The sequence below is a fragment of the Phycisphaeraceae bacterium genome, from assembly GCA_019636655.1.
Taxonomy (GTDB): domain Bacteria; phylum Planctomycetota; class Phycisphaerae; order Phycisphaerales; family UBA1924; genus JAHBXB01.
The window spans coordinates 20,010-41,109 of the sequence record JAHBXB010000007.1; the positions used below are offsets into that span (position 1 = coordinate 20,010).

Genomic DNA, 21,100 nt, shown 5'->3' on the forward strand with positions numbered 1-21,100 from the left:
CACCGCCGCATACGCACCCCGCGAGCCCCTACACGAACCGCGCCGGGAACATCACCAGATCCGGGAACCGCTCGCCCAGCTGCGCCATCATCCTCGCCCGATCCCGCTGCGTCCGATCGCCCAGCAGGATGAACAGCGTGCTCCCCGTCCCGGTCACGTGCATCCGGATCCGCAGGTCCCGGTCCGCCTCCAGCCGGTACCGCCCCAGTTCCGCCAGCACGCTCGCCGCGGGCTCCGCGAGGTCGTTGAACAGCCGTTCGTCCGGGATCCGCCCGCTCCGCTGCGCCGTCGAAACGAACTCGCGGATCTCCGCCTCGCGCAGCGCCGGCGCCGCCACCATCTTGTCGAACGCGCCGTACACCGGTGCCGTGGGCGATGGAAACGGCGGGAACAGCAGCAGCACGTCCCCCGCCAGTTCGCCCAGCCGCTCGATCGTCTCCCCAAGCCCCGTCACCAGCGCGGGACGAGGCGCGTCCCCGCGCGCATCCCACGCCGATTCGCGCGGATCAATGAAATACGCGATGTCCGACCCCAGCGACCGGCTCAGTTCCGTCAGCGCCGGGCCGTCCAGCCCAAGGCCAAACAACGTGTTGACCGCCAGGAACATCGCCGCCGCGTCCGCCGAGCCGCCCCCGAGCCCGCCCCCCACCGGGATCCGCTTCACCATCGACAGGCTCAGCGGCAAGTCCCGCTTGGTGTGCGCCTCCAGCAGCCGGTGCGCCCGCACCGCGAGGTCCTTGTCGATCGGCCAGTCGATCGGGGTCTGTCGCGGCGCCTCCGCGTCCCACGCGATTGTGTACGTGCTCTTCGCCCCCTCTGCCAGGCGCTCCAGCGTGAGCGTGTCGTGCAGGTCCAGCGCGGCCATCCACGACACAATCGGATGGAAGCCCTTGGGCGGCTGTGCCGGACCGACCGACAGCGCGAGGTTGATCTTCGCGTGCGCTCGACGGATCACCGAGGCCGACGCGGCTGGATCACTGCGATGGGGAGATGGGGGGGTCACTTGTGAATGGTAAGGGGGCTATCCGGGCGATGAAACTCGTACAATCGCGGCCAGCACGCGCCGTGCCGGGCCTAGGCTGTTGTCGGCGGTCCGCTCGCTTCCGGATAAGGAGTTTCTGCCACGACACGCGCCCCGACGATCGATCTGGAGCGGAACCCCACCGGTCATGCCTCCATTGCGGCTTCGTTCGGCCCGGCCCCCGAAGCGGACGCCGCGGCGGCCGATCTTGGGCGCCTGGGTCTCCCGGCGGCAGTGGCCGGAATCCGCATCCGGTGGACCTACGCCCTGAGCATCGTGGCCCTGCACCTGCTCGCCCTTCTCGCCTTCGTCCCGTGGTTCTTCTCCTGGACCGGCGTCGCCGCGTGCGTCGCGGGGCTCTATGTCTTCGGAACCCTCGGCATCAACCTCGGCTACCACCGCCTGCTGACCCACCGCAGTTTTCGCTGTTCCAAGTGGCTCGAGCACACCGTCGCGATCCTCGGCGTCTGCTGCCTCCAGGAGGCGCCCGGCCGTTGGGTGGCCATCCACCGCAAGCACCACCAGCACTCCGACGAACAGCCCGATCCCCACAGCCCGCTGGTCACCTTCCTCTGGGGACACGTCGGCTGGCTGGTGATCGAGAACCGCGAGAGCGACTCGTTCCAGATGTACCATCGCTACGCCGGCGACCTGCTCCGGCAGCCCTTCTACCTGGGGTTGGAGCGGCGCCTCCGCTGGTTCTGGGTCTACGTGGCCCACGCGGCGGTCTTCGGCCTGGTCGGCCTCGGTGCCGGGCTGCTCCTGGAGCGCGACTGGGCCCGGGCCGCTCAGTTCGCGCTCAGCCTTGTTCTCTGGGGCGTGGTCGTCAGGACCGTGCTGGTCTGGCACATCACCTGGAGCGTCAACTCCCTCAGCCACCTCTGGGGCTACAAGTCCCACGAGACCGGCGAGAACAGCCGCAACAACTGGTTCGTCGCCCTCATCTCCAATGGCGAGGGGTGGCACAACAACCACCACGCCGACCAGCAGTCAGCCGCCCACGGCCACCGCTGGTGGGAACTCGATGTGACCTACCTGACCATTCGTGCCCTGGGCGCGATCGGCCTGGCCACACACATCAAGCGCCACGACCGGAACCACTGACATCACCTCCGGCATCACTTGACCTTCGATTCGAGCTCTTCCCACCGGGCGTAGAGCGCGGCGACGGCGGCCTGCGCGGCGTCCAGTTCGGCGCACGCGCGGGCCATTTTGGCGTGGTCGGCCGTGACCGTCGGATCGGCAAGCCGGGCCTCCGCCGCGGCGGCCTGCTGCTCGGCCTCCACAATGCGCTCCTCGATCGAGTCGTACTCCCGCTGCTCGTTGTAGCCGAGCTTCTTGCGGGCGGCCGTCGGCGCCGGCGCGGCCTGGGCCGGCGCGGGCCGGGGGCGCACGGGCTTGGCCTCGGCCGGCGCGGGCCGGGGGCGCACGGGCTTGGCCTCGGCCGGGGCCGACGCCGCGAGCGCCTGGTCAACGCTCGCAAACGCTCGCGCCCCGCCGCGACCGTCCAGCGCGAACAGGTCCGTGCAGAGCCGGTTGAGCATCGCCCGATCGTGGGTCACCAGCAGCAGCGCACCGGGGAAATCTTCGAGCGCCTCCTCGAGCACCTCCAGCGTCGGGATGTCCAGGTCGTTGGTCGGCTCGTCGAGCACCAGGACATCGGCGGGCTCGAGCATGATGCGGGCGATGTGCACGCGGGCGAGCTCCCCGCCGCTCAGCGCGCCCACGGCCTGCGCCAGTTGCTCGTCGCGGAACAGGAACCGGCGGGACCACGAGGTGATGTGCATCGCCTGGCCGCGGAACCGGACCTGGTCGCTGACGGGGCAGAGGGCCTCGGCCAGCGGTATGTCCTTCGGGAAGTCCTGCCGGTGCTGGCTGAAGACGACGATGCGCGGCCGCGGCTCGGCGAGGTCGATGCTGCCGGTGTCGGGCGCCAGGTCGCCGGTCAGCACGCGGATGAGCGTCGTCTTGCCGCTGCCGTTGGGCCCCAGGAGGCCGAGGCAGTCGCCGGCGCCGAGGCTCAGATCGACGCCGCTGAACAGCGACCGGCCGCCGAGCGACTTGGAGATGGACCGGGCGACCAGGAGTCTGCGGGTCTTGCGGCCGGTGGCCGTGAAGTCGACGCGGGCCCCCGATCCCGACGCGGCGGTGTTGCGGGTCTTGAGGTCGGCCAGCTCGTCGATGCGGTCGAGGCTGGCGAAGATGCGGCTCTTGGACTTGGTGCGGCGGGCCTGTGGGCCGCGGGCGAGCCATGCGAGATCCTTGCGGACCTGGTTGGCGAGCGCCTGCTCGGCGCGGGCCTGTCCGGCAAGAAACTCCTCCTTGCGGCGGAGGAACTCGGTGTAGTTGCCGTCGGCGCTGAACAGGCCCTGCGGGTAGGCGCTGCTGAGTTCCACGACGCGGCTGGCCACGCTCTCGAGGAACGCGCGGTCGTGCGTGACGATGACCGACGCGAAGGTCGAGTCGGAGGAGGGGGGCCGCTTGAGCAACTCCTCGAGCCAGCGGATCCCCTCCACGTCGAGGTGGTTGGTCGGCTCGTCGAGCAGGAGCAGGTCGGGCTCGCCGCCGCCGTCGGCCAGGGCGCGGGCGATGGAGAGACGCTTGCGCCACCCGCCCGAGAGGTCCGCGGCGGGGGTCGCCGCGTGGCCATCATCGAAGCCGATGCGAGAGAGGATGAGGTCGGCCTGCAGTTCGGCCTCGTGCAGGTCGTGGACGCGGGGGCCGCCGGCGCGGAGCGCCGCCTGCACGACCACGTCGCGGGCCGCGAGTCCGGCGGGGAACAGGTCGAGCTGCGGGACGTAGACCGCACGCCGGCCCTTGGCGGTGGTGACGGTCCCCTCGTCGGGCGTCTCATCGCCGGCGAGGATCTTGAGCAGCGTGCTCTTGCCGGCCCCGTTGGGGCCGATGAACCCGACGCGCTCGCCCTCGAGGATACTGAGCGAGACGCCGTGGAACAGCCGGCGCAGGCCGTGGGTCTTCGAGATGTTCTGGGCGGAGAGGAGCACGCGTCGGGGAGCGTAGCGGCGCCCCGATGCCGGGGGCTATTCGTCGTTGGAGGGTGGGGCGGTCCAGACTTCGCGGATGAGGTTCAGGTACGCGGCCTGGGCGGAGTCCTTGTCCTTGATGGTGCGCTCGATGGTGGCGAGGCCCTCGCGGACGGCGGCGGTGTCGCGGAACTGGTAGCCCATGTAGGCGAGGAGGGCCGCGGCGGCCTTGCGGGATTCCTCGTCGGAGGAGTTGAGCTGGTTGCGGAGCTGGCGCTCGATCTCGTCCCAGCGGGCCTTGGCCGGGAGGAGCTTGGCCTCGTAGCGGACGCCGACGAGTTCGGGGTTGTTGAGAAGGAGGTTGCGGAGGTTGGCCGCGGCGGAGAGGTAGAGGCCGGCGCCGATCTGGGAGTGGAGGCGGCCGATCTGGGCGAGGGTGTCGCCGGGGATGGTGCCCAGGGCGCGGGCGAACTGGTCCTCGGCGTCGAAGTAGCGGCCTTCGCCGAGGGCCCGCTGACCGCCGACCATGAACTCGGAATAGGCGAGGTTGGACTGGATGCCCGAGGGATCGAAGGTCTTGATGGTGAGCTTGGCGCTCTTGATCTTCTCGACGGTGTCGGCGTTGATCGCGTGGGCCCCGATGCCGATGAGGCGGTCCTCGGCGTCCTTGCGGGCCTTGGCGGCGGCAGCATCGGCGGTGGGGTCGATGATCTCGCCGGTGCGTTCATTGACGCGCATGCCGGAGGTGATGAGCCGCTCGCGCTGGCGGGGGGCTGAGGTGTCGGCGATCGGGGCGTCGCGGAGTTTGCTCTTGAGTTCGGTGAGTTCCTGGCGCCAGGCGTTGATGGCGTCGGCGGACTTGTCGCCTGACGAGTCGCCGGGCTGGGTGACATCCGGGGGTGCGGCGGCGGGGGTTTCGGGGATCTCCTTGTCGCCGACCTCGGGCTGATTGGTGGGCATGGTGTAGTTGGTGATCACCATGGTGTTGATCTGGGTGCTGAGGTAGTCGTTGGTGTTCGTGCCCGTCTCGGTGGCGATCTGGGTGTTGTCCTGCGTGTAGGACTGGGCGTTGGGGAGCATGTTGCCGCGGAGCGAGACCTCGAGGCCGCCGCGGGCCATGGGGTCGCGCTGGACGCGGATGCGCTGGTCGGGGGTGGCGAGGGCGCCGGCCTCGCGGGCGCCCTGGTTGAGGTCGGAGGCGAGGCTGTAGACCTTGACACCAAGGAGGGGGCTGGCGGCGTAGCCGGTGGACGAGCCGTCATCGGCCTGTCGAGTGGTGAGCATGGTGGGGGCGATGGACTGGGCGGCGAGGTACTGGGCGGTGGAGCGGGCGGAGGCGGCCGCGTACTCGCCCTGGGGGACGACACCTTCGCGGGCGACGGAGTAGCCGCCGGCGAGGGAGGTGCTGACGCCCTGACCGGTGGCGAGGGAGCGCTGGTAGGAGATGGCGTCGGTGGTGCGGATGCCCTGGGCAGAGAGGGCGGAGGTGGAGGAATCGCGGAGGTAGGGGTAGATGTTGTTGACGGGGAGGGACTGGGCGAACTCCTGGTCGGCGGGGAGAACGGAGTCGCCGCGGAACTCCTTGCCGCCGGCGACGGTGCGGTTGACGACGGCGTTTTGGTAGCGGAGTTCGGCCTGGAAATCGCGGACCCTGGTATTGACACCGCCGGAGCCGCGCTGGAGGTTGTTGTCAAGGCGCTGGCCGTTGCCGAGGGCGTTCTGGGCGCTGGCGGGTGTCGCGGCGAGGCCGGCGGCGAGGAGGATCGCGGAAACGGAGAGGAGCGGAGTACGGTTCATGTTCCTCATCATCCACCTCCCAAGGGGGGGTTGAGGGCCTCGGACCTGGTCGGGGCTGGCGCAGGGGCCACCCCGGCGGACGTACAATGAAAGTGTATCTCGGGCGGCGGGAGAAGCCCGTCACACATGTGTCACAAATGGCGGCAAAATATGGGTTGTGGTTGGGAGGCGCGAGCGTTACTGGGCGTCGCCGGCGCGATGCTGGCCTGGCCGCAGGCCCTTGAGAGCCATGTCGTAGAGGGTCGCCGCCGTAACGATCAGGATGATCATGTAGAGCGGGACCTTGACCATGACCTGCCCGACGCTGAAGTGACTCTCCGGCAGCCAGGCCACGACGCTCGGTGACTTCTTGCCCGGACCGCGGAAGACCCAGGGCTCACTTCTCAACTGAGGAATCAGCGGTTCGAACGAGTCCCACCAAGCGAAACAGAGTGCTCCGCCGGAGACGCCCAGGCGAAAGCCCGGGGCTCTAGTGGGGCCTATGGCAATCGGGGTGAGGAGACTGAAGAGGAGCAGGACGGTGAGGATCGCCACAACCCAGCAGCCGAGAATCGGGGTTCTCCGGTAGGTGTTCAAGGTAGAAGTTCGTTGGCAGGCGGAACCCGCACTCTCACCGGCCCATCCGATCAGAGTGGCGCGACAGTGTCGGGGCCGTGGAGTTCCTGGCGGGCGAGGTCCTGGGTTTCGGGGGTCTCGGTGACCAGGAAGTAGACCATCCCTTCGGTGCACCAGGCGAGCACGTGGGGGGAGTCGGTGTCGGCGGGGCCGGCGCGGGTGGACCAGGCGATGCCCTCGGTGAAGCGCTGGGCGCCGGTTTCCTTCTCGATGAAGAGGCTGAGGCGTTCCTCGGCGCCGTCTTCGGCGCCCTCGACCTTGCGGCCGAAGACGTAGTGGTACACGCGGCCGTCCTCGACGGGCATGGAGCCGCGGAAGACGAAGCCGAGCCGCTCGATGTCGTCGATGTTGATGTGGCGGCCGAGGTACTTGCGGAAATCGTCGGAGACCTCGACCGGGTCGGTCCGCTGGAGGCTGCTGATGGCCTTGGGATCGGTGACGTCGAACTTGCGGTGGGCGTTGGCGAGGTACTTGAGCGGGACGACGCCGTCGTACGCGGCCTCGGCGGGGGGCACGGCGGGCGTCGGGACCGGGACATCGATCGCGATGCGGGGCTTCTCGGGCTCGGGGGCCGGGGCGCGGGTGAGGAGGATCGTGGCGGAGACGCCGGCGACGGCGAGCACGGCGGCCGCGGCCCACCACCAGTTGGCGGAGAGGCGGCGACGCCGATCTTCGATTGAGTCGACGGGGTCGGCGCGGGAGATGTGGCCGGCGATCGCGGGCGAATCGGACAGCGGTTGGGTCTGCGCCTCGATCTGCGGCGTGGCGGCGAGGGCCTCGGAGAGGCGGTTGCGGAACGCGAGTGGGGCGGCCGCGGTGGGGGCGGTCATGACGCGGGCGACGGCGTGGCGGAGGTGGCGATCGAACTCGATGCGCTGGCGGTCGGCGGGCTCGGCGGCGAGGTGGGCCTCGAGGCGGGCACGCTCGGCGGGGGAGAGTTCGGAGTCCGCCGCGGCGCGGAGGAGGGCGGGGATGGAGAGATCGCGATCCGGCTCGACAGAGCCGTTGCACGACGCGTACTCATCGGGAGAACTCATGACTGCCTCGACTCCTCGGGGTCGTGAAGGGTGGTGTTGGATCGAGGCGTGCCCGGCTTGCCCTCGGTGGTGGGGGCGAGGCCGGGGGCATCGGAAAGGGCGTCCGCGACGAGTTTGCGGGCGCGGTGGAGGCGGCTCATGACGGTGCCGATGGGGACCTCCATGATGTCCGCGATCTCGCGGTACTTGAGGCCCTCGACACCCCAGAGCAGGAGGGCCTCGCGGTACTCGGGCTTGAGCGCATCGATCGCGGCCTTGATGCGGTCGTCGACCTGCTCCCAGTTGAGGGAGCGCAGATCCCAGGCGGGCGGGGGCTGGTCCGGGCCGGTCTCGCCGCTGACGTGGTCGTAGAACTCGCCGACGCTGGTGGGGGCGATGCGGGCGCGGCGGAGGTTGGAGTAGAAGGTGTGGTGGACGATGGTGAAGAGCCAGGCGCGGACGCCCTCGGCCTCGTGGCCGGCGCCGCGGCGGTCTTCGAAACGGTCGGAGGCCCCGCCGCGGAGGGCGCGCAGATAGGCTTCCTGGACGAGGTCCTCGGCCTGCTCCGGATTGCGCGTAAGGGTCAATGCCATGCGGTACACCGCATCCAACTGGTCCATGGCGAGTCGTTCAAATTCCGCACGCTGCACGCGGAGATTCCTCTCGCCGAAGGGTCCAACGCGAGGGCGGTTGGCACTATTCCGGCGTCTAAGGGTATATCCCTACTCGAGTTTGTGAGCCGTGCCATGAAACGGGTTGCATATCTGGGCAACCTGTTGGAGGGGGTCCGAGTAGGGGGCTGTGGGGCGGACGGGTTCCAGACACATGGGTCTGATTCGCGGGTGGAGCCGGTCGGACGGGTACACCCGTACACTCCCGGCACATGCACCCGTACTACATCACCACGCCCATTTACTACGTGAATGACCGCCCGCATATCGGGCATTGCTATACGACGCTGCTGGCGGACGTGGCGGCCCGGTTTCAGAGGCTGTTGAGGGGGTCTGGGGTGGGCGGCAAAGGGGGTAGTGAAAACGGGGACAGGGGGGAGGGGGGGGTGTTCCTCCTTACCGGTACGGACGAGCACGCGGAGAAGGTCGTCAGTTCGGCCCACGAGCACGGGGTGACGCCGATCGAATGGGCGGACCGGAACGCGGCGGCGTTCCGGGCGGCGTTCGAGTTCATGGGGTTCGGGTACGAGGACTTCATCCGGACGACGGAGCGGCGGCACATCGACAAGGTGCTGGAGTACGTGCGGCGGCTGCAGAAGCACGGGGACATCTACCTGGGGGACTACACGGGGTGGTGGGACGCCTCGCAGGAGGAGTATGTCACGGAGTCGGTGGCGAAGGAGGCGGGGTACAACTCGCCGGTGACGGGCAAGCCGCTGGTGAAGCGGACGGAGAAGAACTACTTCTTCCGGCTGTCGGCGTACGCGGCGAGGCTGGAGGAGCACATCGCGAAGCACCCGGCGTTCATCCAGCCCGAGGCGCGCCGGAACGAGGTGCTGGGGCGCCTGCGCGCCGGGCTGCAGGATGTGCCGGTGTCGCGGGCGGTGACGGGGGACGAGGCGAGCCGGTGGGGGATCCTGATGCCGGACGACCCATCGCACCGGATCTATGTGTGGATCGATGCGCTGTTCAACTACCTGTCGGCGGTGGACACGCCGGGGCGGGAGGGGCTGTGGCCGCCGGCGGTGCACGTGATGGCGAAGGACATCCTGTGGTTCCACGCGGTGATCTGGCCGTGCATGCTGATGGCGCTGGGGCGTGAGTTGCCGGGGATGGTGTACGCCCACTCGTACTGGGTGCGGGAGGGGCGGAAGATGTCGAAGACGCTGGGGAACTTCGTCGACCTGCCGACGCTGCGGGCGTACGCGGAGCGGTACTCGGTGGACGCGGTGCGGTGGTACATGCTGACGCAGGGGCCGCTGGGGATCACGGATGCGGACTTCTCGCACGCGAAGTTCGTGGAGGTGTACAACGCGGACCTGGCGAACGGGATCGGGAACTGCACCAGCCGCGTGAGCGCGCTGATCACGAAGTCGTTCGGGGGGATTGTGCCGGACCCCGGCGAGTTCCGGGTGCTGGCGGACCACGACTGGCCGACGATCGCGCGGAACGCGGTGCTGGGAGAGTCGGCGGTGTCGAACGACGGGGTGCCGATGCTGCTGAACCGGTTCGACCTGGCGGGGGCGGTGGCGGAGGGGGTGAACCTGGTGCGGTGCGTGGATGCGTACCTGAGCGAGACGACGCCGTGGAAACTGGCGAAGGAGGTGGAGAAGGAGAACCGGGAGAACCCGGACCACCTGCAGCGCCTGGCGGCGATCCTGTACCACTGCGCGGAGGCGCTGCGCATCGCGAGCATCCTCCTGGCGCCGGCGATGCCGGGGAAGATGGCGGAGTTGTGGACGCGGTGGGGGTGCACGCCCGCGGCGGGGGCGACGCTGGAGGACCTGGCGGTGTGGCAGGGGGAGCACTCGCTCAAGCCCGGCGAGCGGCTAGAGCAGGGCGGGGGGAGCGGGGCGGCGCCGCTGTTCATGCGGGCGGATGTGAAGGAGGGGGCGCCGGTGGTGGGGTAGGGGGCTACTCGTTGGGCCGGCTCTGCAGGAGTTCGAGGAGTTCGGCGCGGCCGGGGTGGTCGGGGGGGAGGGATTCGGCGGTGCTCTGGAGGAAGCCGCGCGAGGGGACGGTGCCCTTGGCCGCGCGGTCCAGGAATATCTGGCGCGAGGTCGGGTCGCTCAGGCACTCCATCAGCAGGCGGCGCTTCCATGGGGCGGGGATGGAATCTGCCGCGAAGATAAACAGGAGCCAGGACTGCCAGGCGCCGTCATCGAATCTAGAGAGCGCCTCGGCGGCGGCGGTGGCGACGTCGTTGCAGAAGATGATGCGACACCGGTCTTCGATGCCCGGCATCTTCGTATCTGTCGCCACTCGCGTGAGAGTGACTAGGGCCGCGCTGGCTTGCAACTTCGATGAGCGGAGTTCGCGGCACAGAGCGGGAATCAGACTCGGGTGTGTGCGGTCGAGAACAACCAGGGTCGAAAGCCCGGACGATACCACGTAGGACCCGTCGTCAACCGTGTCGATTGCTTGGAGTACGGCACCGATGCTCTCGGGGGTTGGGGCGAACACGCGGAGAGCCCTGATCGCCGTAGCACGATTCTTGGTGTCGCTTCGTGCGAGCGAGACGAGTTCATCGGGCGGTGGGAAGTCGGGGGGTGGAGACGTGATACTCATCATGGTCAACGCGTGCAACTGGACGCTTGGGTCTGCGTCGCGGAGCAACGGCGTCAGGGTGCTGATGACATCGGCGGGTGATGTTGAGAACACGGCGACCACGGATGCGGCGCTAGCCCGTAACGCGGGGCTTGAGGCCGTGAGCAGTTGCTTCGCGGCGGGGAGAATGTCGGGCGCTTCTCTCCTCAGTTCGCATGCGAGGTCGAGGCAGAGCTCGCAATACGGAATGTCCAGGGTTTCGGCCGTGAGCCCCGCTCGACACCGGTTGATGAGGAGGCGCCGCTGCCACCCCCAGAGGTGGTCCTGTTCCTTGCCCACCCGCATTCTCAGTTCGCGCATGGCGTCCGATTTCGAATTGAGCCACGGCATCGCGGCGATGAGGATGGTCGTGGGCGCGAACTCGGTCCACTTGCGGCCGCGGGCCTGCGGGTAGAACGCCGATGAGAACGCGGCGATCAGGAGAACCGCGGCGGCGAGCGTCCACCACTTGCGCCGACGCGTGCGGAACAGGGCTGCCTCGGCCTTGGCTGCTTTGCCGCACTCGGGGCAGGTCAGGCCGGGGGTGCCGGTCATGTCGTACCAGCAGTTGGGGCAGCGGTGGCGGCCGCGGGAGCGATCGGCGAAGAGGGCCCACCAGCCGAGGCGGATCGCCAACGCGAGGAGGACGCCGGCGATCGACCAGAGGCCGATTTCGACCAGTGTGGCGTGGTTGGTGGGGCGGTGCCGCTCGTTAGCGAACAGCAGGACGCCGTTCACCGCGCCAACCGATGCGACCATGAGTGCGTTGAACGCGGTGCTGCGGAACCATGCACGGGAGCGATCAGTCTTTGCGTAGCGATTGCGGGCGATCAGGGCCGTGGTGCATCCGATCGCGCCTATGGCGGCGATGCACGCCCAGAGGGGCCAGGTTGTAAGAAGATCGAGTTCGATCAGGAAGTGTACAGGTGGCGGCGGGATCGGCGGCAGCCGGCGGGGAACTGGTACCATCCGGGCATGGCAGGGATCGTGTCGAGCAGGCTGAAGGTCGGCCTTGAGGTGCACGTCGAACTGGCGACGCGGACGAAGATGTTCTCGCGGGTGGCCAGCGTGGCGCACGCCTCGAACTACGAGGCGGGGCCGAACTCGCTGGTGGATCCGCTGACGCTGGCGCTGCCGGGGTCGCTGCCGGTGCTGAACATCGCGGCGATCGAGATGGCGATGATGGTGGGGCTGGCCCTGGGTTGCCGCGTGAACTCGCCGACGAGGTGGGACCGCAAGTCGTACTTCTACCCGGACATGCCGAAGAACTACCAGATCTCGCAGTACGACCGGCCGCTGTGCGAGGATGGGCGCGTGGAGTGGGGCGATGGCGATGGGTCGGCGGGAGGAAGTGGGCCTGGGGGAGCGGGGGGGGTGGGGATCATCCGGGCGCACCTGGAGGAGGATGCGGGGAAGTTGCTGCACGAGGCGCCCGGGGGCGGGGCGATCGACTTCTCGATCGTGGACCTGAACCGCGCGGGGACGCCGCTGCTGGAGATCGTGACCGCGCCGGACTTCACGACGGCGGAGCAGGTGGTGTCGTTCGCGCAGCAGCTGCGGGGGCTGTGCCGGTTCCTGGGGGTGACCGAGGGGGTGATGCAGCGCGGGCACATGCGATTCGAGCCGAACATCAACTGCGTCCTGACGCTCGACGACGGGTGGGAGGCAGCGACGCCGGTGGTGGAGATCAAGAACCTCAACTCGTTCAAGTCGCTCAAGGGGGCGATCGAGTACGAGCAGCGGGAGCAGCCGCGGCGGTTCCTGGAGGATGGAAAGGTGATGGGCCCGGGGGCGAAGACGACGCGGGGGTGGGACGACACGCGATTGGTGACGTTCGTGCAGCGCGAGAAGGAGGATGCGCACGACTACCGGTACTTCCCGGACCCGGACCTGCTGCCGCTGGTGGTGGATGCGGCGTGGGTGGAGCGGGTGCGGGCGCGGCTGGGGGAGTTGCCGCGGGACAAGGGGGCGCGGTACCAGCGGGAGTTCGGGCTGTCGGCGGGGGAGGCGGCGTCGATCACGGACGAGCGGACGGTGTGCGAGTTCTACGAGGCGGTGGTGGCGGGGGCGGAGCGTCGCGGGGTGGAGCGGGCGCGGGCCGGTCGGGCGGCGGCGAACTTCGTGCTGCAATCGGGGCTGAAGCGAGCCAACGAGCGCGGGGTGCTGGTGTCGGACCTGGGCGCGAGCGCGGAGCAGGTGGCCGGGGTGGTGGCGCTGCGAGAGGCGGGGAGCGTGAGCGCGAACGCGGCGGACGAACTCTTCGGGCTGCTGTGCACGCCGGAGGGGGCGGGGCGGAGCGCCGAGGAGGTGGCGGCGGAGCGTGGGATGCTGATCGTGCGAGATGACGCGGCGATGGCGCGGTGGATCGAGCGGGCGATCGCGGAGCAGCCGCAGGCCGCCGCGGATGTCCGGGCGGGGAAGGTGCAGGCGATCGGGCGGCTGGTGGGGGCGGTGATGAAGCAGGCGGGGAGCGCGGCGGACGCGAAGACGGTGCGGGAGGCGCTGCTGGCGAAGTTGTCGGGGTGAGGCGAGGTCAGGGCTTCGGGGCCGGCTCGCTGTCGGCGGGCTTCGGGGCGGCCTTGGCGCGCCATGTGGCTTCCTGCTCGGGCTTGCCCCATGCCTTGTACATGTTGGCGATGGACTTGGCGGAGTTCTCCAGGCGCGAGTGGCCGGCGGGGAGGACCTGCTCCATCTGCGCATAGCCGGCGAGCATGAGGGTCTGCGACTCCTCGAACTTGCCCTGGTCGGAGAGGCACTCGGCGACGTTGATGCGGGCCTGGCCGCGCATCCAGTGGTCCTCGGGCAGGACGCGTTCGATGCCGGCGAGCATCCGGCGGAAGATGGGCTCGGCCTCGTCGGGCTTCTTGCGGTCGAGCAGGAGCAGGCCGAGGTTGTTCATGACGACGAGCGTGGCCTGGGCGTCCTCGCCCGAGTCGCGGAGGCGCACCTCGAGCACCTGGCGCATAATGCGCTCGGCCTCGTCGAGGTTGCCGCGGAGCTGCTCGATGCGGGCGAGGTTGGCGAGGTAGGAGAGGGTGACGGAGTGGGCGGGGCCGAGCGTCGTGGCGGCGGCGTCGGAGGCGTGGCGGGCGAACTGCGAGGCCTCGTCGTACTTCTTGACCAGTTCGAGCGTGAGGGCGAGGACGTTCTCGGTAATGAGGGTCTCGGTGTGGTCGGGGCCGTAGATGCGTCGGCGGGAGTCAAGGATGGCGCGGCTGAGGGTTTCGGACTCCTCGTAGCGGGAGAGGTCCTTGAGGATCGCGGCCAGGATGCTGCGGGCGGTCAGGGTGGTGGAGCCGTCGGGTCCCTGCGCGAGGGTGGCGGCCTCCGCGGCCTCGCGGGCGACGGACTCGGCCTCGTTCAGGCGACCAAGGTCCTGGAGCACGTCCGCGATGCTGCAGAGGGTCTCGAGCGTCGGCTTGGCGCCGGGTCCCAGGGCCTGCTTCTGAGCCGCGGCGGTCTCGCGGTAGATCGCGAGCGCCCCCTCCTCGTCGCCGGCGAGCTGCGCGGCGAAGCCGAGAAGGCTGCGGGTGACCAGCGTGTCCTCGGCGTCCTCGCCGAGGGTCCGGCGGCGGGCTTCGAGGGTCTCGGTGAGGAGCCTGCGGGCCTCGTCGACGTCGCGGAGCGCGATCGCGACGGCGGCGATGTTGTACTTGGAGGTCAGGGTCTCGCGGTCGTCGGGGCCGAGGGAGACGACGCGGAGGTCGTAGGCGAGGCGGAGCTGCTCGCGGGCCTCGGGGTAGCGGGCGAGCTGGTGGTAGGTTTCGCCCAGGGTCTCGCGCATGGAGGCCTCGGCGACGGGGTCGTCCTTGAACGCGGGGCCGACCTTGCTGGCGGCGTCGTCGATGATCTCGCGGACGGTGATGTCGCGGCCGCTGGCCTTCTCCGGGTCGATGGAGGAGAGCATGTCGTGGAGGAAGGTGGAGGTGGCCTCGGCGCGGGAGCGCTGGGAGGCCTCGCGCTGGCGGGCCTCGCGCTCGGCCTCGGCGGCCTGCTGAGCGGCGGCGAGGGCCTTCTCGGCGCGGTCGCGCTCGGCGGCCTCGAGGCGGCGGGCGGCGCGTTCGGAATCCGCCGCTCGCCGGGCGATGACCAGGCCGGTGCTGGTGCCGATGATCCCCGCGAGCAGGGCGACGGCGACGGCGGCGACCGCGGCGACCAGGCCGCGCCGGCGGCGGATGAACTTGCGGAGGATGTAGGTGGTCTTCTCGGGGCCGGCGGTGAGGGGGAGGCCGGCGAGGTAGTTGCGGACATCGTCGGCGAGGTCGGTGGGGGTGCGGTAGCGCTTCGTGCGCTCCTTGCGCATCGCCTTGAGGGGGATCCACTCCAGTTCGCGGGTGAGTTCGCGCTGCAGGGCGCCGAGTTCGGCGTGGCGTTTGCGGGCGATCTCCGCCGCGGAATCGCCCAGGCCGCTGAGGCGGGTGCTGGGCCGCGGGGGGTCGACCTCGCGGATGATGCGCTGGATCTCGGCGAGGCCCGCGGAGCGGAGCGAGGCGGCGTCGAAGGGGAGGGCCCCGGTGAGCAGTTCGTAGAGGAGTACGCCGAGGCTGTAGACGTCGGTGCGGGTGTCGACGTCGATGCCACCCATCTCGGCCTGCTCGGGGCTCATGTACTCCGGGGTGCCGATGAGCTGGCCCTGCTCGGTGAAGAGGGTCTTCTGCGTCAGGGTCTGGCTGATGGCCTTGGCGACGCCGAAGTCGATGACCTTGGGGATGGGCCGGGAGTCGGTGGTGGCGACCAGGACGTTGGAGGGCTTGAGGTCGCGGTGGATCAGGCCCTTCATGTGGGCATGCTGCACGGCTTCGCAGACGGGGATGAACAGTTCGAGGCGCTGGCGGGTGTTGAGGCGGTGGCGGTCGCAGTAGTGGGTGATGGGCTCGCCCTGGACGAACTCCATGACGAAGTAGGGCCGGCCGTGGGGCGTCGAGCCGGCGTCGATGACGCGGGCGACGTTGGGGTGGTCCATCACCGCGAGGGCCTGCCGCTCCTGCTCGAAGCGGGCGATGACGGCGCGGCTGTCCATGCCGGGCTTGATGATCTTGACTGCGACGCGCTGGACCATCGGTTCGCGGCGCTCGGCGAGGTAGACGACGCCGAACCCGCCCTCGCCCAGGACGCTCAGGAGGCGGTAGGGGCCGATGTCATCCCCGGGCTGCTCGAGCGTGGGCGCGGCGGGCCAGGGGCGCTTCGGGTCGGGAACGGAGGGCGGGACGGTGGGGTTGTTGTGGGCTGGGTCGGTCATGGGTGGCCCGCGGGGCGCCGGTCGTGCCGGGGGGGGCGACAACTGTACGTCTGGCGGTGGACGACCCGGGAGGAGGGTCACGTCGCCGGTGACTAGCGCCGGCTCACCGCCGCCGCGGGCGTGGCGCGGGACCGGATGTTGTCCAGCACGTTCATGAAGTTGATGTACGAGTCGTACGGCGAGTCGTAGGGGGAGAAGTACTTGTGCACGTCGCCGTCGGCCCAGTACTTGGTGCACATGTAGTAGAAGTGGTCGCTGGTGGTGACCTTGCGCCAATCCTCGAGGAGGTAGATCGCCTCGTTGATCTCCTGCTGGTCGCCGGCCTTGACGGCGGCGGCGAGGCGGGCCTTGATGGGGCGTTCGAGCTTGTAGGTCTCCAGCAGGGCGTTGCTCTGCATGGAGTTGCCGAGCCAGGCGGAGAGGTCGCGCTCGGTGTCGGCCCAGGAGATCATGTGGGGGACGTCGTACTCGCCGACGGGATCGTACTTGCCGATCGCCTCGCCGACGGTGAGGAAGTCGTTGTGGCCGGGGTTGGTGTCGTAGATCCAGCCTGGGAGGGCGTCGAGGAACTGGAAGATGCCGGTGTCGGCCCACTGGTGCTCGCCGAAGGTCTCGTAGTCCATGAAGAGGTTGCAGACGTAGCCGTCGCCGTTGATCTTGTCGACCCACCCGGCGAAGCGCTCGGCCGTGAGGGGCCACTCGGCCCAGCCGCGGTTGCTGAAGCGAAAGGCGATGTCGTCGCTGAGGCGGTAGTTCTTGAGCAGCAGGGAGAAGGGGCGGCCGGTGGGCCCATCGCCGGTGTGCGGCGGGCGGTAGAGGTAGTTGGGGGAGCGGTAGCCCAGGACGTGGTCGGCGCCCTCGCAGATCTGGCCGAGCCAGCGCGGCGTGCCGTCGGGGTTCTTCATGTGGGCGATGAAGTGGCCCAGGTCGTTGTTGTAGATGAGCTCGGTATTGCGGAAGACCCTGGGCGTCTGGCCGAAGAGATCCTGGATCTTGCGGGTGTGCATGTTCACCTGCTCGGTGAACTCGTCGCGCGAGTAGAGGAAACTCAGGGAGTGGTGGTACGTCTCGCCGACGAACTCGCACGCGCCCGTATCGGCGAGCCGCTTGAACAGGTCCAGCACGTCCGGGGCGAACTCGGCAAGCTGGTCCAGCACCACGCCCGTGATCGCGTACGAGACGCGGAAGCGCCCCTCGTGCCGCCGCACCAGGTCGAGGATGAGGCTGGTGGCGGGGCGGTAGCACTTGTCGGCCACCTTGCGGCAGATCGCGCCGTTCTTGTCGGTGTCGAAGTAGTAGTGGGAGGTATCAAAGACCGTGTAGCGGTTGAGGCGGTAGGGCTGGTGCACCTGGAAATAGAACACAACTGAGGTCATGGGGTGGTCCCGGGCGTGGCGCGGCGGCGAAGACGGACACGCAGCATACCCGAGGCCGCGCGCCGCCGGAGCGTAGCACGCCGCGGGGCCGGGCCGGTGGCGCGTGCGCGCCGACGGGGCGGCGGCTAGGTCTCCATCGACGTGATGCGGAGGATGGCGACCGGGGCGAGGATGAGCACCGGGAGGAAGACGCCGAACTGCGGCGGCAGACCCGGCAGGCTCCAGGACGTCAGCAGCACGCCGCCCATCATGGTGACGAGCCCGACGGGCGCGCACTTGAGCGACTGGATGACCATGTTCTTGGGCTCGCGGGTCAGGAAGAAGGGGAGGTTGATGAGGATCGCAAGGACGTTGGAGACCAGCAGGGCGAGGCGGCCCCAGCGGACGCGCTCCAGGCGGTTGCGCGTCGGCTCGTCGATGAACTTCGACGCGAGCATCTGCGAGATCTGCCCCCACGAGAGGGACTGTGAGAAGCCCGAGTAGCGGTGCAGCAGCAGGCGCGTCGGGTCAAGATCGGTCTGGACCAGGGCGACGCTGCCCGGCGCCGGCTCGGCGCCGGGGGTCGCGGGTGACGGGGGAGTGGCGGCGGGCGAGGCCGGGGAGCCGGGGCTGGATGGGCGCAGCGGCACCACGGAGACGCCGCGGAGCTCCCACGCCCCGCCGGGGCCGGGCTCCGCGGGGCGCCACACCGCCAGGGGCGCCGAGAGGCGCCGCACCGCCTGGCCCTCGGGCCCGCGCTGCCAGACGTGCACGGTCTGCATCGAGTCGGTGTTCTTGTCGAACTTGACGGCGTAGAAGATGTTCCCCTGCCCGTCGGCGACCATCGGCACCTCGAAGAGCGCAAAGCCCTTGGGGCCGGCGTCGCGGTAGTCGCGTGTGAGCAGGCCGTTCTCCGCCAGCCGTGGGATCACCGCCTCCTGGTTGATCACCTGCACCAGCAGCACGGCGACCGTCACGATCGTGATCGGCCGCGCCACGCGGTACAGCGAGACGCCGGATGCCAGCACGGCCACCAGTTCCCGGTGCCGCACCAGCTGGGTGAGGGTGAAGCCCATCGAGGCGGTGAGCACCAGGCCGATGAGGAAGTTGAACAGCTGCAGCAGGCGCGGCCACCACAGGTCGGCGATCAGGAAGACGGTGACCACCGAGAGGCGGACGCCGGAGGTCTTGTTGTTGGGGTCCAGGGCCTCGGCCGCGGCGATGAACCGCTCGATGTTGAACGCGACGTCGATGGTCACCACGAACGCGAAGAGGACGAACAGCAACACCGCGGTGTTGATGATGTACTGCCGCGCGATGTACCGGTCCAGGATCGTCATGGGAAGCGGTGGGTCCAGGGGCCGCCGCGGGGCATTGTTCGCGTGCCGGGGCGGCCGGTCAGGCCCGGTCGGCCGTGGAGCCGGAGTTGTTGCGGGCGTCCCATGCCCAGATCGCGGCGCAGGCGGCCCAGCCGAGGATTGCCGCGGCGACGACATCGGAGACAAAGTGAGCCCCCGCGAGCACGCGGGTCAGCCCGCACCCGGCCGCGAGCGGCAGGGCGAGCCAGCCCAGGCCCGGGTACAGGCGTCCGAGCATGAAGGCGGCGCCGAACGCGACCGCCGCGTGGCTGGAGGGCATCGAGAGGTCCGAACCGCGGCTCCATCGCTCGCCGAGCCCCCAGAGGCGGTTCCACCCCTCGGAGTCCTCGGGCCGCACGCGCCCGACGACGAACTTGAACGCCTCCGCCGCGAGCCCGCTCACGCCCGCGGCCAGCACCACGAGCGTGCCGCGCCGGAGCGGCGAGGGGGCGCCCGGGAGCGCCAGGCCGCGCTCGCGCCGGGAGTGCTCGGCGAGCACAAGGGCCGCGCCGACGACAAGCCACGTGGGAAAGTAGCCCGCGATGCGCAGCAGGCGGTACCAGTCGCGCGATTGCAGGACGGCGAGCCGCGCGGCCTGGGCCGGGTCCTTGGGGTTCAGGCTCACGTGCAGCCAGCCGGCGCGGTCCCACGAGAGGGCCACGGCGAGCAGCAGCAGCCAGCAGATGGCGATGGTGCGGCGGTTTCGGCGGATCATGGTCGCTTCCCAGCATCGGCCGAAGGGGGCGCAAAGCCGCGGAAGTCCCGGCCCAGCAGGACGATCCGCCGCTTCCGCTCCGCGACCGGGTCCTCGGGGAGGAACCCCAGCGAGTCGACCGAGCCGAAGGCGGCGCTGACGTCGGTGTCCTGCGACCCGAGGATCACGGCGGGACGCCCCAGCAGGCGCGGGTCATCCAGGTCGGTGTGGGAGAACATGTCGTACTGCGTGCGGCGGCCCCCGAGCTTGGCGGAGGAGCAGTAGACGGTCGGGTGGCCGGGCATGTAGAACGCCATGAGGCTCGCCATGCCGTAGTGCTGGCAGACCACGAAGGGCTCGAGGCCGGTGGCCGCGGCGAGTTCGTGGCGCACTGATTCGATCTTCTCCGCCAGGCGGCGGGCGCCCATGATGCGATGCAGCGGGATCGGCGACGAGTGCACGCCCACGAGCGGCAGAACCCGCCCCAGCCCCGCGCTGAGCAGGTCGATCCTGGCGCCGAGCACGGCGGTGATCACGCCGTACACCACCGCGGTGTGCCAGAGCATCTGCGGCGCGGTCTCCGGGCGGCGCCGCATGATCCCCGCCCACGGACGCTTCCCGTCCGGGCCCGGCGGCGTGGCGAGCCACGCGGCGATCCGCGCGCGGTACACGGCGATCGCATCGGAGGCGTACCACCCCGCCAGCGGCACCAGCGTGGCGTACGCCCCCAGCGCCCAGTTCCCCTCGGCTTCCTTGGCCAGCGCGACGAGGACGTAGAACGCAAGGATCGGCAGGGCGCACGCGGCCAGGAAGAGCTTGCCGAGGTAGTCCTCCCCCAGCCCGGCGATCCCGGCGCGCCGCTGCAGGACCTCGACCGCCGCGAGCACTGCGAGGATCAGCACCGGCCCGATCATGCCGACCTGCTCGGCGAGGAACTTGATCGGCTCGAGGAGGTTCCACTCCAGCCCGTCGGCGCCGTTGGCCAGCGGCACGTCGCCGCCCCGGAGCCCCAGGTGACCGAGGAGGTGCCGGACGGTGACCCACTCGTGCTGCGAGTTCCACACCGCCACGGGCGCCAGGCCGAGCGCCGCCAGGACCAGGGCCACCGCCGCGAGCGGCTTCCACGCCCGCGATGGCCGCAGCCGGGCGCGGGCGAGCAGGGCGAACAGCAGCATGCCCGGGACAAACAGCAGCATCGTGTATTTAAAGAGGAAGCCCGCGGCGACGCTCACCCCCAGCGCCACCCACGCCGACGACGAGCCGCGCACCAGGGCCCGCCACGCGGCCCACGCCGCGCACGCCCAGCAGGCGAGGTACGGCCCGTCGATCGTCGAGAGCAGCGCGACCACCTGGAGCATCGGGGCCAGCGCGATCGATGCCGCGGCGTACGTGGAGACCCTCGCCGCGCGCCGGCGGCGGGCCGCGTCGAGCGGGAAGGTGCCGCCGTTCGCGGCGTCGCGGGCGAGAGCGGCGCCGGCGAACATGGTGATCGCCGCGAAGACGGGCATCAGCAGCCGCACGCCGAACTCGGTGTTGCCCGCGATCGCCGTTCCCGCCTTGATCGCCAGCGCGATCCCCGGGCCCTTGGAGTAGTACGACCAGTCCAGGTGCCTCGCCCATTCCCAGTAGTGGGCCTCGTCCTCGGCCAGGTCGTAGGGGCAGAACGCCCCGAGGTAGACCAGGCGCGCGGCCAGCAGCGCGACGATGAACACCATCGCTCCGCGGGAGGGGAGCGAGTCTCGCAGCGGGATCCCGCGTGGAGTG

At 69.9% G+C, this 21,100-nt stretch carries 15 protein-coding genes; 3 read left to right on the plus strand and 12 right to left on the minus strand.

Going from position 1 to position 21,100, the window contains the following annotated elements:
- Nucleotides 1-28: 28 nt before the first annotated feature.
- Nucleotides 29-1,003, minus strand: a complete 975-nt coding sequence (locus tag KF745_14690) for a hypothetical protein (protein MBX3359664.1) — start codon at nucleotides 1,001-1,003, stop codon at nucleotides 29-31.
- Nucleotides 1,004-1,255: 252 nt separating this feature from the next.
- Between KF745_14690 and KF745_14695 the strand changes: the two genes are divergently transcribed.
- Nucleotides 1,256-2,125, plus strand: a complete 870-nt coding sequence (locus KF745_14695) for a fatty acid desaturase (protein ID MBX3359665.1) — start codon at nucleotides 1,256-1,258, stop codon at nucleotides 2,123-2,125.
- 14 nt (nucleotides 2,126-2,139) lie between these two features.
- Here KF745_14695 and KF745_14700 read toward each other — a convergent pair whose 3' ends face one another.
- The 5 genes from KF745_14700 to KF745_14720 form a co-directional block, all read right to left on the minus strand.
- The gene (locus KF745_14700) at nucleotides 2,140-4,026 is read right to left on the minus strand and encodes an ABC-F family ATP-binding cassette domain-containing protein (protein MBX3359666.1); all 1,887 of its coding nucleotides are present in this window, start codon (nucleotides 4,024-4,026) and stop codon (nucleotides 2,140-2,142) included.
- A 36-nt stretch (nucleotides 4,027-4,062) separates the two neighbouring features.
- Nucleotides 4,063-5,802: a hypothetical protein gene (locus tag KF745_14705; protein ID MBX3359667.1), complete on the minus strand. Its 1,740-nt coding sequence runs from the start codon at nucleotides 5,800-5,802 to the stop codon at nucleotides 4,063-4,065.
- Between the two features lie 177 nt (nucleotides 5,803-5,979).
- On the minus strand, nucleotides 5,980-6,336 hold the full coding sequence (locus KF745_14710) for a hypothetical protein (protein MBX3359668.1): 357 nt from the start codon (nucleotides 6,334-6,336) through the stop codon (nucleotides 5,980-5,982).
- A 92-nt stretch (nucleotides 6,337-6,428) separates the two neighbouring features.
- Nucleotides 6,429-7,454 carry a zf-HC2 domain-containing protein gene (locus tag KF745_14715; protein MBX3359669.1) on the minus strand — a complete coding sequence of 342 codons (1,026 nt, stop codon included), beginning with the start codon at nucleotides 7,452-7,454 and terminating at the stop codon, nucleotides 6,429-6,431.
- Nucleotides 7,451-8,083, minus strand: a complete 633-nt coding sequence (locus KF745_14720) for a sigma-70 family RNA polymerase sigma factor (protein MBX3359670.1) — start codon at nucleotides 8,081-8,083, stop codon at nucleotides 7,451-7,453. The genes KF745_14715 and KF745_14720 overlap by 4 nt, the downstream gene beginning before the upstream one ends.
- Before the next feature lie 233 nt (nucleotides 8,084-8,316).
- Here KF745_14720 and metG point away from each other — a divergent pair, with 233 nt between their 5' ends.
- Nucleotides 8,317-10,014: a methionine--tRNA ligase gene (metG, locus tag KF745_14725; GenBank protein MBX3359671.1), complete on the plus strand. Its 1,698-nt coding sequence runs from the start codon at nucleotides 8,317-8,319 to the stop codon at nucleotides 10,012-10,014.
- 4 nt (nucleotides 10,015-10,018) lie between these two features.
- Here metG and KF745_14730 read toward each other — a convergent pair whose 3' ends face one another.
- Nucleotides 10,019-11,659, minus strand: a complete 1,641-nt coding sequence (locus tag KF745_14730; protein ID MBX3359672.1) for a hypothetical protein — start codon at nucleotides 11,657-11,659, stop codon at nucleotides 10,019-10,021.
- A 6-nt stretch (nucleotides 11,660-11,665) separates the two neighbouring features.
- On the opposite strand from KF745_14730, the gene gatB reads away from it, so the two are divergent.
- Nucleotides 11,666-13,216 (plus strand): Asp-tRNA(Asn)/Glu-tRNA(Gln) amidotransferase subunit GatB, encoded by a 1,551-nt coding sequence (gatB, locus tag KF745_14735; protein MBX3359673.1) that lies wholly within the window; start codon nucleotides 11,666-11,668, stop codon nucleotides 13,214-13,216.
- A 7-nt stretch (nucleotides 13,217-13,223) separates the two neighbouring features.
- Here gatB and KF745_14740 read toward each other — a convergent pair whose 3' ends face one another.
- From KF745_14740 to KF745_14760, 5 genes are all read right to left on the minus strand, one after another.
- Nucleotides 13,224-15,929 carry a serine/threonine protein kinase gene (locus tag KF745_14740; GenBank protein ID MBX3359674.1) on the minus strand — a complete coding sequence of 902 codons (2,706 nt, stop codon included), beginning with the start codon at nucleotides 15,927-15,929 and terminating at the stop codon, nucleotides 13,224-13,226.
- A gap of 92 nt (nucleotides 15,930-16,021) precedes the next feature.
- Nucleotides 16,022-17,305 (minus strand): glycoside hydrolase family 57 protein, encoded by a 1,284-nt coding sequence (locus KF745_14745; GenBank protein MBX3359675.1) that lies wholly within the window; start codon nucleotides 17,303-17,305, stop codon nucleotides 16,022-16,024.
- Nucleotides 17,306-17,430: 125 nt separating this feature from the next.
- The gene (locus KF745_14750) at nucleotides 17,431-18,624 is read right to left on the minus strand and encodes an LptF/LptG family permease (protein MBX3359676.1); all 1,194 of its coding nucleotides are present in this window, start codon (nucleotides 18,622-18,624) and stop codon (nucleotides 17,431-17,433) included.
- Nucleotides 18,625-18,682: 58 nt separating this feature from the next.
- Nucleotides 18,683-19,357 (minus strand): phosphatase PAP2 family protein, encoded by a 675-nt coding sequence (locus KF745_14755; GenBank protein ID MBX3359677.1) that lies wholly within the window; start codon nucleotides 19,355-19,357, stop codon nucleotides 18,683-18,685.
- Nucleotides 19,354-21,051, minus strand: coding sequence for a glycosyltransferase family 39 protein (locus KF745_14760; GenBank protein ID MBX3359678.1), 1,698 nt, complete (start codon nucleotides 21,049-21,051; stop codon nucleotides 19,354-19,356). Before KF745_14760 ends, KF745_14755 begins: the two co-directional genes overlap by 4 nt.
- Between the last annotated feature and the right edge of the window lie 49 nt (nucleotides 21,052-21,100).